Raw genomic sequence first — 13,889 nt, 5'->3', positions numbered from 1 at the left:
TTAGCCTATTTATTTTTAGTTGTAAAAAAACTAGAATTTATGATATGAAATCAGGCAAGTAGTTTTGCAATTTCTTCCGCTGAAAGCGCCTGATTAAAATAAAAACCCTGGCCTTCATCACAGCCCAAGTCTTTAAGAAATTGTAATTGCTCCAGGTTTTGTATTCCCTCTGCCAAAACCCGCATTTTTAAGCCGTGACTCATGGCAATAATCGCTTCCACAATGGAGTTATTGTTAGGATCGAAAGGACATTTTTCAATAAAGGATTGGTCAATTTTAATCTTTGCAACAGGGAAATCGCGCAAATAGCTTAGGCTGGAATAACCGGTTCCAAAATCGTCAATGCAAAGTTGAACCCCCCGGTTTTTAAGCACATTCAACAAATTAATATGTTGCTGTTGTTTGTCCATAATCACGCTTTCTGTTAATTCAATTTCAATATAATGGGGTGGAAGCGCGCTTTCTTCGAGGCAGCGATCGATGCAGGCGGCAAAGTCATCTCTTAATAATTGAATTCCGGAAACGTTAATGGCCATGCGAATGGGGTTTAATCCCTGATCTTGCCAGATTTTATTCTGGGTGCAGGCCGTTTTAAAAATCCATTCACCAAGCGGTATAATAATACCGGAGTCTTCTGCTATGGTGATAAATTCATGTGGTAAAATAATCCCTTTTGTGGGATGTTGCCAGCGCAGTAAGGCTTCAACTCCAACAATCCGGCCGCTGCTCAACTGAACAATCGGCTGATAAAGAAGGAAAAATTCTTTTTTAACAAGGGCAGTGCGCAATTCCATCTGTAATTGAAGACTTTGGCGGGCTTGATTGCGAATGGATTCGTCATATAACTGGTAGTTATTTCTGCCCATATTTTTGGCCTGATACATGGCCATTTCTGCATTGGTCAGTAAAGTGACAACCTCGGTGCCGTCCTTGGGATATATGCTTACACCAAGGCTCGCCGTGACGACAATTTCATGAGGATGAATATAAACCGATTTAGTCATTACCGACAGAATTCGTTTACAGAGCATGGCAGCATGTCGATAGTTTTTGATTGCATATAAAACAACGAATTTATCGCCGCCAAAACGTGCCAGGGTATCGCTTTCCCGAGTAGCTAGCTTAAGACGCTGGGTAATCTGCTGCAGCAGCTCATCGCCAATTTCATGGCCAAGATTGTCATTGATTAGTTTAAAATTATCGATATCCAAAAAAATAAGCAACAGTTTATTATGATTTCGTTTGGCAAAATGAATGCCATGAATAATACGATCATAGAGCAGTTTGCGATTGGGAAGGCCGGTCAGCTGATCATGATTAGCCTGAAAAGCAAGCTGCAATTCCATTTGCTTGCGCTGGCTGATGTCGCGAAAACTCCATACACGCCCTGCAATTGTATTCCCCAGCCGGTGCGGCTTTGAGTTCCATTCAAGAATATGGCCATTGCGCAAAGCAAATTCGTCAGCATATTCCCTTTCCGGATCAATGCTCAGTTTTTCTAATATCTTTCGAAACGCTTCCGGATTTTTAAGCTCGTGCAAAAGCGTTGGAAAAAACTCCTGAATGCTGATTCGGGGTTGGCTGGTGAAGGCTGCTTGCCACAGGTCGAGAAACCTCTGATTGTAGTAATCGAGTTTTCCTGCGCGATTTACTACGATGATGCCGTCAGCAGTGGACTCCAGTGTGGAGCGGGTCAGGGCAAGGGTCTGCTCCAGCTCGCTGGTTCTCAGAGCTACTTTTTTTTCAAGTAACTGATTGATGCTGTCAAGATTGATATTTTTATAAGCCAGAGAAAGTGCATTACTCAAATATTGATTGGCATAGAGACTACTCGCTAAAGCAACCAAAGCGTATATGATGGCGCAATAGGCAATCAGAACATGAATTTCACTTTGCATAAAAAGCCATATTATTAAAGGAAGAGCCGTGGGCAATAGAAACAAAGCGTAAATACTAATCACCGGAGAAAGAAATGGAACGGCTCCGGCAAGCAGACCGAAAATAAGGATAATGGCAAATGCCTGGTGCAGGATACTGTCTGCAGGTAAAAGCAGCACGCTGGCCAGACCCCAGCCTGTTCCTGACAGAAAACAAAACAAAGCAAATTGCAGTAACCATATCGGATAGGAAAATGCGCTCGGTTTAAATCGAAAGGCGAGGTATGAGGTTAACCATAACAGGGTTACGATAATCATATAAACCAGCCAGATTTTCAGGCTGAACAGATGCTGGCCGTAGGATGAGATGCCGGAGGCAAACACAATATACGCGAAGGTTTCAGCTAAAATAGCAACAGGGAGCTGCTTGTATAAAAGATGGATTTTATCTCTCAATATAGATTGGCTGACTCCCTGTTGATTACTTAAGTTAAACTCTTTCAGATGGGAGAGATCATTAATCATGGGAGTCATTTCCCCAAGTCAGAGGATAATGATGAGCCTGTTTTCTGTGATGCATTAATAATCCATGAGGTTTCAACATTTCCATATCCTTCCAGGGGAGTCCTAAAGCGAAACTGGTGACTCTTCTATTAAATTTAGGGTGTATTCACGCATAGATCAATCTTTTCTCTTGTTTCGCGGATACTGTTTATGATTTAGCTTTCCAGGTTGCTAACATTAAACCTGAAGCCGTAATCAACACGTTGCGCAGCTATCAGTTGTGAAACGAAACTTAGTGATAAAAAACAGACGCTTGTATTACCTGAAACAGGCAATTCAACTATACTTTTAACATTGACAATCAGGGAACGTAATCTATGAATAGGGAAATTGCGATAATCGGTCTGGGATATGTGGGCCTAAGTCTCGCGACGGCTTTAAGTAAAACATACAAGGTCTATGGTTATGATATTTCCGAAAGCCGAATTCAGGAACTAAAAAAAGGTTTTGACAAAAACAATCTGGTCAATGAGGCAGAGTTGCAAGACAGTCCAGTTTTTTTTACCAGCAATACGCATGAGATTCGTACCGCTAATTTCTTTATTGTTACCGTTCCTACCCCTGCCTTTTTTTATGAGCTGCCTAATCTCGAACCGGTGATTAATGCGACGAAAGCGGTAGGCAATATTTTGAAGAAAGGCGATATTGTTGTTTATGAATCGACTGTTTATCCCGGCACTACCGAAGAGGTATGTCAGCCGCTACTGGAGGAAATGAGCGGTTTACGTTGCCAAACTGATTTCAATATAGGTTACTCACCTGAACGGATTAGCCCTCATGATCCGCATTATAATTTAAAAAACATTATTAAGGTGATCTCTGCGCAGAATCAGGAAACCTTAAAACAGATAGAGGATGTTTATAAAAACTGCTGTGATACCTTATATCCTGTTTCCAGCATCAAAACCGGCGAAGCGGTGAAGATTCTGGAAAATACCCAGCGCGATATTAATATCGCCTGCATGAATGAATTTGCACAAATCATGCACGGACTTGATTTAAATGTTCATGAAATTTTACAGGCCGCTAAAACCAAATGGAGTTTTGTGCCTTTCAAACCTGGATTTGTCGGCGGCCATTGTATTGCCGTTGATCCCTTATATCTGGCATTCAAGGCAAAGCGGATAGGCGTTCCGCACGACTTAATTTTAACGGCGCGAAAAGTGAATGACGGGATGCCTTATTTTGTTATCAGCCAATTAGTACAGGCTTTGATCAAGTATGATATTCCGGTGAAACATTGCCCGGTGGGTGTTTTTGGGATTACCTATAAAGAAAATGCGGCGGATATCAGAAGCAGCCTGGCATTAAAATTTATCAAGGAATTAAAACTGGCAGGTTTCCAGTGTCAGGTGCACGATCCTTTTGCCGACAGGGACTACGTTGAGAAAAAATATGATATCCATCTGGTGGATTATGACGAAGTGAATACCCTCTCTGCAGCGATTGTGGTCGTAGGGCATGACTACTATCGGCAGAAAGGTTTGCAGTCCTTAGTGACGAAATGTCAGCGCCCGGCGGTTATTATGGATATTCCCAATTTGTTTGCTGAGGAAAAACTGGATGAACCCGGGGTGTTTTACTGGGGGCTTTAATTCGCTACACTGGTTGTGTAATCCAAATGCAGGGGATTGCTGCAATCAAGTGTATTCCTGCTGTTGTTAATAACAAGGACTAGTATGGCTATTCTAATTACTGGCGGCGCTGGATTCATCGGTTCAAATCTGGCTGAGTTATATTTGAATTTAAATGAGGAAGTGATTGTAGTAGATGATTTGAGTACTGGTAAACTACGCAATATAGAACCTTTTCTTTCCAATAAAAACTTCAAATTTCATCATTCCAATCTGCTGGAGATACCTCTGGATCCTATCGTGCAGAAGTGCGAAGTTATTTTTCATCTCGCTGCTATTGTGGGTATGTTTAATGTTCTGCAAAGACCGATTGCGACCCTTGAGGTCAATATGCAGTCCACAGAGCGCTTACTGATGGCGGTTTCACGTCTGCAGGAAAAACCGAGCGTACTATTAGCCTCAAGCTCTGAGGTTTATGGTTCAAAACCTACTGCTATGAAAGAAACAGATCCTTTACATGTTGAAGCCAGTGGAAAAGCCCATGCCAGCTATCCTGTTTCCAAGCTCTGTAATGAGGTGGCAGGAATGGCTTATTATCATGAAATGCAGGTGCCAGTCACTGTTATGAGGATTTTTAATACCGTAGGTCGTCGGCAATCATCCCGCTATGGAATGGTGTTGCCGCGTTTTATCAAGCAGGCGACGCATTGTGAGCCAATCACAGTGTTTGGAGATGGCAGTCAGACACGCTCTTTCTGCGATGTCAGAGATACCTGTCAGATTATGCGCGAATTAAGCCTTAGCAATAAAGCGGTGGGGGAAGTGGTCAATGTCGGCAGCGATCACAGTATCAGCATTATTGAACTTGCCAACCTGGTGAAGCATCTGGCCGAATCAAATTCTGAAATCCAGTTTCAAAGCCTGGAAGAAACCTACGGCGACGGTTACATCAATATCCAGAATCGCAAGCCTGAATTAAGCAAACTACGTTCTTTAATTAGCTATCGGCATCATTGGTCATTGGAAAAGACAATCACTGAAATGCTTGAACATGTGGTTTGCTGAAATTGAGCATGAATTTTGGCTGCGGGGAGTTAAAAGAAAATTTCCTCTCCCAAGCTGGAACAGTGCCATTAAGTTAAGGAAGCTATGTAAGCCGGGCCCCTGGGCAAATGGCACTTAAGATATTTACCTACGTCCCTCGTAAGAGCCTACGTACCCCGCTTTATGCGGGGTATCCATAACAATGGCAGTGAGTTTTAAAATGCTTTTGCCAATCAGACGCATTACTTGGATACCCCGCATAAAGCGGGGTACGTAGGCTCTAATAGGATGGTTAAATTTTGCGACCATCTCTCAGGGACAAACCGAGGCACGTAGGAGTAGGAGTGTTGATTTTAAACCCCTCTCTCTAACTCTCTCCCCTGAGGGGAGAGAGGATTTTTTTAGCGTACTTCCTTAATTTATCGCCTGTCAAAGCGGTTTTCCCAGAAGGCGGTTAACAAAATACCTTAAGGTTCCCCTTGCACAACAGGCGGCACGAAATTCCCTGAACCAGAGCATCTCCGCAAGAATCAACCAGATACTGCGAAATACATCTTTCATGCGATGGTATTTATTAAACGTAATCAGGTTCAGAAAAATCATCGCCACGGTAATATAGGCAAGATATCCCCAGGCCATCACCAGAAACCAGAAAATCACCTGATAGTCGATATCCCCAATAAAATAGGCAATGATAAAGGTGCAATAAGAGCAGAACTCGACAACTGGCCCTAAAATTTCAAAAAGCACAAAGGCTGGAAAGCTTATTAAACCTACAATTCCATAGCGAGGGTTGCCGAACATTGTGATAAATTTCATGGCACTTCGCCACATGCCGCGCTGCCATTTATCACGCTGATTCCAGAAGCTTTTGGCTGTTGAGGGAACTTCTGTCCAGCAAAAGGCATTGGGTGAATGATTCAGAGAATGAGGGAATCTGTTTTTGATCATATAACGATGCAGTTTGAGCGTAATCTCCGCATCATAGGAAAAGTTTTGCGAATCATAGCCGCCGACCTCGCGAAGGCTTTGTGTTTCAAATAACGTAAATGCGCCGGGATAGCACATGGCTCCGCCTAGCACATTGAGTCCGGCTCTTCCATAAAGAAAGGAGCGCAAGTATTCCAAACCCTGCACGGCAGGCACGAAGCGTTTGGGTAAATCGGTGGTTAGTAAACGTCCATTCTGGACTTTATTTTCATTCAGTACATACACAGACCCGCTAACGACAATACAATGGCCTTTTGATAAAAAACTGAACATCATGCGAGTCAAAGCCTCTGGCTCGAGAACTGTATCGGCGTCCACTGTGAGCATAATGGGGGTTTGACAGGCATTTAAGCCGACATTGACGGAGTCCGCCGCGCAATGATAGGGCGAATGCTCTTTATCAATGACCATCAGATTAGGAAAGCGAGCTGATTGAAAGCAGTGCCTGACTTTGCAAGTAGGTATGGTCTGCTTAATTACCGCAGGAATTTCATACAACTGGAATTCATCAATCAATATTTCCATCGTTTTATCGGTTGAACCATCATTCACTACAATAAAACGAACATTTTTATAATTGCTGTTTAAGCCGCTGTAAAGCATGGAAAGAATGCGATGCTGCTCATTAAAAGCGGGGGTGACAATGGTAATCGGTATCTGAGTCAGTTGATCAATAAACAGGCTGATATCACCCAGTGTCACTTCGCGAAACTTCTTGATAACCTCAGGAAAGGAAAGTATCAGCAGCAAGGAATACCAAAGCCCAAGGAACGTAAAATAGACCAGGATACAAATCGAGATAAAAAATAATACACCTGTCATTTTCTATTTCCCGAAAGAAGTATTCGTTGAGCGGTCTCGTAAGCGAATTTATCATTCTCTGGCGATTGTGCTTTCAATATGTCTATGCCGGCTTCTCCCTGTGCATATAACGAGGTGGCGGAATTCACGCGCACCCACCACTGCGGATCGGTTAATAAGATACTTAATATATCCATACTTCTGGGATTGTGAATCCTGGCCAGAGATTTTGCAACTGCTGCACGTACCTCCCATTGAGGAACAAAGGCTAAATCATAAAGAATCTGATTTTTCCGCTCATCCTGTACTTCTGTCAGATATTCAATGATGCCAATACGTAAATCGACCAGATCAAACAGTAAATCGTCAATGGCACAATCGAGAAGTCTGGTGTAAGGGATTTGTTTCAAGAGTCGATAGCAGAATAACTTGGTATAAGGCTCCATTTCAATCTGCAGCCTGGTAATGATAATGTCTGCCACATCATAATTGGACACTTCCGATATTTGGGCGAAGAAGGATTGCTGCAGATGACGGCCTTTGGCAAAACTGGTAATCAATTGATTAATAACTATTGGATTCTGATATCGGATACCGGTGCTTGCCGCATTAATTGATACTAATAACGTATTGTCACGAACTAATTGGCTAAGCCTGTCTTCATCACTCTTTTCAAAGCCATAACTGAGGCAAATCGCCGCATAATAACGTTTAAGCCAGTTACGGGAATTGTATAGATTTCGGGCTGCAGGTTGTAATAAGTTATGGGAGAGATAGATGGTGAACCGCTGAAAAGCAGCCTCATGCCGATGATGAGTTTCCATCGTCTTTAGTACCATGAGAACCACATCAATGGCTTTGATGTATTCGCGTAATTTTTTAGCAGGTAATTCCTGCTCTTCACTAAGACAAGCGCTCAGGCGTTGGGCAATTTCATCGGCCAGTTTTTTGGTTTTGCCTGCGCGGTAGTGAAAATAGCCACGGGTAAAATACATGGCTAAAACAAAAATAAATATGAGTGCAAACTGAAAAAGAACCAGAAGCTTGATGATTCCTAAAAATTGAGCCATAAAAAGCCTAAAAACGGTATCGTAAACCCAGGCTGCCGTCGTATAAACGGCGGACCAGGTCAGATGGGTATTGCCAACGCTGATACCCTGCGCTTAAATCTACTACAAGATGATGATTAAAAATTGGAAAAGTATAATTCACATTAATAAAACTGTTTTTGATAACCAGGAAATTAACAGTTAATAAATCCGCCAAATCGGGGCTATGGCCGCTACCCCCGCCCAAACCGATATAGTGGTCGTCAGTAGAAAAATATTTTCGCACCCTTCCTGTATATAAATAGGACTTGCTGTTTGAATCCCGCGGAACGAAATAAAAGGGGCGAAAGCTAAGCCACAAACTGCCGGGATATAGATTAAATGAGCCGGTATAAGTGCTCAGATAGGTGCTGGCTATTTGCGCGTATTTGGCTCCTGCAGATAATTCAAAGAATTTGGGTATATTGACATAACCTTCTGCAGCACCGGTAAAATCAGGGAACAAGGCCGGTTGATCGGACCAGGCAGCCATCAGATCGGCATAAATATTTCGGTTGAATCGGGGGGAGATGTCTATTTCATATTGGTTTGCATTGAGACTCTGTCGTGAAGCATAGTTAATTCTCCCTCCCAGTCGGCCCCAGTCCGTATCCCGGCTATAGTAAAGAGTCGACCAATCCCATATCGAGTGAAGATCATCGACATAGGCGTTATCGGAAGCGATGCCAATTTCATTCACACCATAAGTATATCTTGGACTGATGCTGCTAATCTCATTCAACATTCCCTTTGCGCCTTGATCGTCGGGGGAGAGTATCAGAACTTTCTGATAAATTCCTGCGGCGACCGCGTATTCGCGCAGGATAGTGTTAATTTCGCCCTTTTTCAGCAATAGATCAATATTCTTAGGCTGGGTACGCAGGCCTTTATTGATAAGAAGTAAAGCCTGCATATCATTATGTTGGTTAAGGTAAAGATCAGCGAGTGCAATGCGGTATCTGGCATTTTCCGGGTGGATTTCCAGCAATTGAATCAGGTAGATCTTTGCCTTTTCATATTTTTTCTGGTTAATCAGCTGGTTTACTTTGACTAACTCCGGATCGATGGGGTCGACAGTTGCCGGTCCAGGGGAAACTGGCTTTTTATTTTTGCTCACAGTTAAAGAGGCCAGATTTTTTGCGAGCTCTTTCAGATCGTGATTACCAGGATTGAGCTTTAAACCCGCTTGCAGCAACTCCCTGGCATCCTCATATTTCTTATTGATGAGCTGAATGCGAATAAGAGCTGCCCGCGCATCCACATAGGCAGGTGTTCTTTCCAGTACCATTTTTAAATAGGTGGAGGCTTGGGCAAATTGCTGCTGTTGATAATAGATAAGTCCTAATACCAGAGTCACATCACCATCATCAGGGTTTTTACTTAAGTAACTCATTGCTTTGGCTTTAGCCAGTTCCAGTTTTCCCTCTAGCCTGAGTTGTTGCAGCTCGGCCAGCAGTTTTTTTGAATCATCGATTTTGGCAGCGCTGGGGGCGGGTATTTTTAGTGCTATTCTGGAGGCAGGGGCAGGTATACTCGCTACTTTTTGCGGTGGGGGAACAGGCGTTTCTGCTTTCACCAGCTGATTCTGTAGTTTCAATAATTCAGCTTGTCCGGGCTGAAGTTTAAGCCCTTCTATCAATAGCCTATTCGCTTCAGCAAAGAGACTCTGCCGCAACTTAAGCCGGATTAAGGCGACTCGGGCATCGGTATAAGTTGGAGTATTGGACAAGACTTGTCGAAGATAGAATTCTGCCTCAGCAAGATTATTCTGCTGCATTTCAATCAATCCAAGCAGCAGCTGTACATCGCCATCCTTGGGAAATTGATGGAGGTAATTTTTAGCCGCCTCTTTGGCGTGCTCAAGCCTGCCTTGCTGACGAAGGGTCTGAATCGTTCTTAAAATATCAGCTTCTGCCGGGCTTTCCTTATTTTGAGTGGATGCGCCGGCTGGCAATGACGGGATGACTGATTCTGCTCCTTGAGCAATAACAGGCAAGCTGAAAAAAATAAGGATCATCCATTTCAAATTATATTTCATCAGCTTATTTCAATTTAATGAGTTTGGGTTGGCGTTATAATCACCATAGGTTGACATAGAAAAAGCCGGCAATCAAGCTTGCACACAGGCGTAATCGCCTCATGTTCTGGCAAAATTATCAATTAAGCGAATGTCGCCAATCAGGACCGCGGCATAACGGCGGTTCTGATAATCAAGCAAATACTCAACCTGTATACCCTTGGCTTCCAGCTCTGTAATAATCTCGGCGCAGGATTTATTCTGATGAAAAATTTGCGCAAACTGGTTGGCTAACTGTTTTTGTTCTGCGGTCAGTCGGTTGTTTCTCGAGCTATAGGCCAGTCCGCTTTCTTCCCTGATTGTGGGGCAGCCAATGACTTCGATGTCCATAAAAAAGGCGGAAACCATTCCCTTAATTAATTGATATTGCTGATAGTCCTTCTCTCCAAAATAGGCGCGGTCCGGTTTAATCAGATTAAATAATTTCATTACGATGGTCAGCACGCCATTAAAGTGCCCGGGACGATATTGCCCCTCCATCAATTTGCAAAACTCGTTTTCCTGAATCTGGTAGGTGTACCCATCATGATAAATAGCCTCCTTTTCTGGCAGCAGGCAAAAATCCACGCCGGCATTTTCCATTAACTGTAAATCGGCTTCGAGGCTGCGGGGATAATGATTAAAATCATCCTGACGGTTAAATTGAGTTGGATTGACAAAGAGACTGGTCGCAGTGAGTGCATTCTCTCGCTTGCTTCTTTCAAAAAGCGACAAATGACCGATGTGCAGATTACCCATCGTGGGCGCAAAACCAATATTTGCTTTTTCCGGCAATGAACGGCGAACGTTAATCCAGTCTTCAAGTCGATTAAAAATTTGCATAATTATGTAGCCTTCACTATTGAAAAGATAAACTGCCATTAAGCCTTAACCACTACTCCCTACGTCCCTCGGCTTGTCCGAGGGAACCAGGAATCTCATGCCAGGATTGGATCTCTGGGATCCCTCGGACAAGCCGAGGGACGTGGGTAAATATTTTAAGTAAGGGCCCAACCTGGAATAATTCAAAATTTCCGTAGCTTAAGGGCAGCGTCCGCTCTCCCAGCCTGGGAGAGACTTATTTTCTGTACTTAAAAAGCATGCTCCTCGGCAGGAAATTGTGAATGCCTGACTTCATCAATATAGTCATTAATCGCCTGTCGAAAATAAGCTTTACCTTCACAATATTGTTTCAGGAAATGCGGTTTGAAATCATTTAAGCCCAGCATATCATGCCAAACCAATACCTGCCCGTCTGTTCCCACACCAGCTCCTATACCAATTGTCGGGATAGAAAGATGGTTGGTAATGTGTTGCGCTACATTCTGAGGAACGCATTCCAGAACCAGAGCGCAGCAGCCGGCAGATTCCAGATCTTTGGCCTGATTAAGTAACTGCTCTGCCTGCTCTCGGGTTTTACCCTGTACCTTATACCCGCCCAGCTGATGAACCGATTGGGGAGTAAGCCCAATATGACCCACAACAGGTACGCCAGCGGCAACCAAATGGGCTATGGTTTTGCAGGTGTCCAAATCCCCGCCCTCAATTTTTACGGCCTGCGCCCCAGCCTGGAGCAACCGCCGTACATTGGCAACGGTTTCCTGCTGTGAGCCTTTATGCGCCAGAAAAGGCAAATCGCTTACCAGGAATTGTTTTTGTATACCACGAGCTACTGCGCGGGTATGAAATTCCATCATTTCAATGGTTGCCATTACCGTTGTCTCATAGCCGTGAACAGCCATGGCCACTGAATCACCCACCAGAACACAGTCCAGTTCAGTTTCTGCAATAATACAGGCGGATGGGTAGTCGTAGCAGGTCAGAAAGGATATTTTTTCACCTAATGCTTTTTTACGCTTGAAATCGGTGATTTTCATGATGCTCTCCCTGTCTGAGTAATAACAGGGAATAATTCAGGTACCTGTCTCATGGATCAAGTCCTCCATTTCATATGAGTGTTGTCAAAGTCACTGCCCATCGGGTCAGTGCTGGGGGAGCTTTATGAATAACTCCTTACTTAGATCATAAAGCACGCGCATCAAATTGCAAGATGAGTTATATACCCAAGTCGCCCAAAACGTAGCATTTTGAAGTTGCTTGGGTATAATTTACCACTAAACTTAAACTGGCTGGACCCCGTAATGATACCTGTCGATAAATTGAATATACCCGGCGAACATTCTTTCAGTTTTGAAGGCGATGCAGGTGTTCTGGAAGCGGTGCTTAACGTTCCCGCGCAATCAACGGCCTCTGCGATTGCCTTCCTCGGACATCCTCACTCTCTGCAAGGCGGCTCGATGAATAATAAAGTGGTGACCACTATGGCACGTGCTTTCAGAGAGCGGGGTATTCCCAGTATCCGCTTCAATTTTCGCGGTGTGGGAGAATCAAAGGGACAATATGACGAAGGCATTGGGGAAAGCGATGATATGCTGAAGCTGATTCAACTGTATCGGGAAGCTGTACCCAATGCTGAAGTGATTCTGGCGGGGTTTTCCTTCGGATCTTATGTCGCTTACCGGACAGCAGCGCATTGCCCGCATCGTTTATTAATCAGCATTGCGCCGCCGGTGCATCACTACGATTATTCATTGTTCAAGCCTCATGACTGGACTATCTATCAGGGCGATGAGGACGATGTGGTGCCATTGCCCCTCGTTTTGGATTTTGCCGCCAAAGAGCCGCAGATTGAATTAATACGGTTTGCGGATACCGGGCATTTTTTTCATGGGAAACTGCTGGAACTAAAGGCTGCCTTAAAGCAGCTGTTAATTGCAAGAGAAATAGGTTATGAACCTTCTTGAACAGTATGACCTGGCTATTCAGACTGGTGATATTGAAAATGATCCGCTGCAGCGGGACGTGTTACTCCTGCTTGAGAAATTAAGTACCGAGTTAGGCGCCCCCAAAAAATTTTCACTCTTTTCGCGCTGGAAAGCACCGCTTACCGGTTTGTATATGTATGGGTCAGTAGGAGTGGGTAAAACCTTTTTAATGGATATGTTTTACGAAAATCTATCTATTAAAGAAAAACTCCGTTTTCATTTTCATCATTTTATGCAGCAGGTCGATAAACGCCTGCGCGCTCTGCAAGGCATAAAAAATCCTTTGCAGCGGATCGCCAGCGATATTGCCCGCTCCACAAGAGTATTATGCTTCGATGAATTTATGGTGGACGATATCGCTTATGCGATGATCCTCGGCGAGTTATTGCAGGCTCTGTTTGAGCAGGGAATTATCCTGGTGGCGACCTCCAATAGCCCGCCGGACAAACTTTATTGGAAGGGCGTGCACAGAGCCCGCTTTTTACCGGCCATCGCGGCAATTAAAACCCATTGCCAGATTATTGAGCTCAGAGAACGCCGTGATTATCGCTTGGGCCGGCAAAAGCATGTAGAAACCTATCTCTACCCATTAACACCGGCCACTCAGTCATTAATGGAGAAGCAATTCGTTGAACTGGATCCGAATTTTCAAGGGGCGGGTGCTCTGCAAATTCAGAATCGTGATATTCCCTACCTCATGAAAGCAAAGGTGCAAATCTGGTTTGACTTCAGAGTGATCTGCAATTTACCGCGAAGCCAGCTGGATTATCTGGAAATTGCCGAACAGTTCGACACGGTTTTTGTGAGTTCAATACCCAGGTTCAGTGAACGGGATACTATTTATGCCATTTTATTCATCCATTTCATTGATGTGATGTATGACCGCGGTATCCGCCTCATCCTATCGGCTGAAGTGCCTCTAAGCGAACTTTACCGCAGCGGTGAAATGGCACAGCCCTTCAAGCGCACCTTGAGCCGGCTCGAAGAAATGCAGTCGGAAGATTATTTGCAGCGGCGAAAGGGGCGGTCAAGCCGACACTTATCCAGTTTGGGTTAAATAAGAAATTTCC

The 13,889-nt window shown here is 44.0% G+C and carries 10 protein-coding genes; 4 read left to right on the top strand and 6 right to left on the bottom strand.

Annotated elements, in window-relative coordinates:
- Positions 1 to 50 precede the first annotated feature (50 nt).
- Entirely contained in the window at positions 51 to 2,402 is a 2,352-nt protein-coding gene (locus DYH61_RS14125; protein WP_058507080.1) for an EAL domain-containing protein, read from the bottom strand.
- A 356-nt stretch (positions 2,403 to 2,758) separates the two neighbouring features.
- Between DYH61_RS14125 and DYH61_RS14120 the strand changes: the two genes are divergently transcribed.
- Positions 2,759 to 4,036: a nucleotide sugar dehydrogenase gene (locus tag DYH61_RS14120; protein ID WP_058507081.1), complete on the top strand. Its 1,278-nt coding sequence runs from the start codon at positions 2,759 to 2,761 to the stop codon at positions 4,034 to 4,036.
- An 84-nt stretch (positions 4,037 to 4,120) separates the two neighbouring features.
- Positions 4,121 to 5,080 (top strand): NAD-dependent epimerase/dehydratase family protein, encoded by a 960-nt coding sequence (locus DYH61_RS14115; RefSeq protein WP_065236123.1) that lies wholly within the window; start codon positions 4,121 to 4,123, stop codon positions 5,078 to 5,080.
- A gap of 408 nt (positions 5,081 to 5,488) precedes the next feature.
- Here DYH61_RS14115 and DYH61_RS14110 read toward each other — a convergent pair whose 3' ends face one another.
- The 5 genes from DYH61_RS14110 to panB form a co-directional block, all read right to left on the bottom strand.
- Complete coding sequence (locus DYH61_RS14110) at positions 5,489 to 6,871, bottom strand: glycosyltransferase family 2 protein (protein ID WP_058507082.1); 1,383 nt, start codon at positions 6,869 to 6,871, stop codon at positions 5,489 to 5,491.
- A complete protein-coding gene (locus DYH61_RS14105) occupies positions 6,868 to 7,920 on the bottom strand; it encodes a HEAT repeat domain-containing protein (protein WP_058507083.1) in 1,053 nt (350 codons plus the stop codon). The genes DYH61_RS14110 and DYH61_RS14105 overlap by 4 nt, the downstream gene beginning before the upstream one ends.
- A gap of 7 nt (positions 7,921 to 7,927) precedes the next feature.
- The gene (locus tag DYH61_RS14100; protein WP_058507084.1) at positions 7,928 to 9,976 is read right to left on the bottom strand and encodes a YaiO family outer membrane beta-barrel protein; all 2,049 of its coding nucleotides are present in this window, start codon (positions 9,974 to 9,976) and stop codon (positions 7,928 to 7,930) included.
- 99 nt (positions 9,977 to 10,075) lie between these two features.
- Positions 10,076 to 10,837 (bottom strand): pantoate--beta-alanine ligase, encoded by a 762-nt coding sequence (panC, locus tag DYH61_RS14095; RefSeq protein WP_058507313.1) that lies wholly within the window; start codon positions 10,835 to 10,837, stop codon positions 10,076 to 10,078.
- Between the two features lie 248 nt (positions 10,838 to 11,085).
- Positions 11,086 to 11,871 carry a 3-methyl-2-oxobutanoate hydroxymethyltransferase gene (panB, locus tag DYH61_RS14090; protein ID WP_058507085.1) on the bottom strand — a complete coding sequence of 262 codons (786 nt, stop codon included), beginning with the start codon at positions 11,869 to 11,871 and terminating at the stop codon, positions 11,086 to 11,088.
- A 264-nt stretch (positions 11,872 to 12,135) separates the two neighbouring features.
- Here panB and DYH61_RS14085 point away from each other — a divergent pair, with 264 nt between their 5' ends.
- Both DYH61_RS14085 and zapE read left to right on the top strand, forming a co-directional pair.
- On the top strand, positions 12,136 to 12,798 hold the full coding sequence (locus tag DYH61_RS14085; RefSeq protein WP_058507086.1) for an alpha/beta hydrolase: 663 nt from the start codon (positions 12,136 to 12,138) through the stop codon (positions 12,796 to 12,798).
- Complete coding sequence (gene zapE / locus DYH61_RS14080; RefSeq protein WP_058507087.1) at positions 12,785 to 13,876, top strand: cell division protein ZapE; 1,092 nt, start codon at positions 12,785 to 12,787, stop codon at positions 13,874 to 13,876. The genes DYH61_RS14085 and zapE overlap by 14 nt, the downstream gene beginning before the upstream one ends.
- Positions 13,877 to 13,889 lie beyond the last annotated feature (13 nt).

The sequence above is a fragment of the Legionella quinlivanii genome (assembly GCF_900461555.1).
Classification (GTDB): Bacteria; Pseudomonadota; Gammaproteobacteria; order Legionellales; family Legionellaceae; genus Legionella_C; species Legionella_C quinlivanii.
This window is presented reverse-complemented; position numbering and strand designations above follow the sequence as displayed.

Coding starts and splice junctions, on each gene's coding strand:
- panC (WP_058507313.1), bottom strand. CDS start 10,837: ATGCAAATTTTTAATCGACTTGAAGACTGGATTAACGTTCGCCGTTCA.
- DYH61_RS14105 (WP_058507083.1), bottom strand. CDS start 7,920: ATGGCTCAATTTTTAGGAATCATCAAGCTTCTGGTTCTTTTTCAGTTT.
- panB (WP_058507085.1), bottom strand. CDS start 11,871: ATGAAAATCACCGATTTCAAGCGTAAAAAAGCATTAGGTGAAAAAATA.
- DYH61_RS14110 (WP_058507082.1), bottom strand. CDS start 6,871: ATGACAGGTGTATTATTTTTTATCTCGATTTGTATCCTGGTCTATTTT.
- DYH61_RS14100 (WP_058507084.1), bottom strand. CDS start 9,976: ATGAAATATAATTTGAAATGGATGATCCTTATTTTTTTCAGCTTGCCT.
- DYH61_RS14125 (WP_058507080.1), bottom strand. CDS start 2,402: ATGATTAATGATCTCTCCCATCTGAAAGAGTTTAACTTAAGTAATCAA.
- DYH61_RS14115 (WP_065236123.1), top strand. CDS start 4,121: ATGGCTATTCTAATTACTGGCGGCGCTGGATTCATCGGTTCAAATCTG.
- DYH61_RS14120 (WP_058507081.1), top strand. CDS start 2,759: ATGAATAGGGAAATTGCGATAATCGGTCTGGGATATGTGGGCCTAAGT.
- zapE (WP_058507087.1), top strand. CDS start 12,785: ATGAACCTTCTTGAACAGTATGACCTGGCTATTCAGACTGGTGATATT.
- DYH61_RS14085 (WP_058507086.1), top strand. CDS start 12,136: ATGATACCTGTCGATAAATTGAATATACCCGGCGAACATTCTTTCAGT.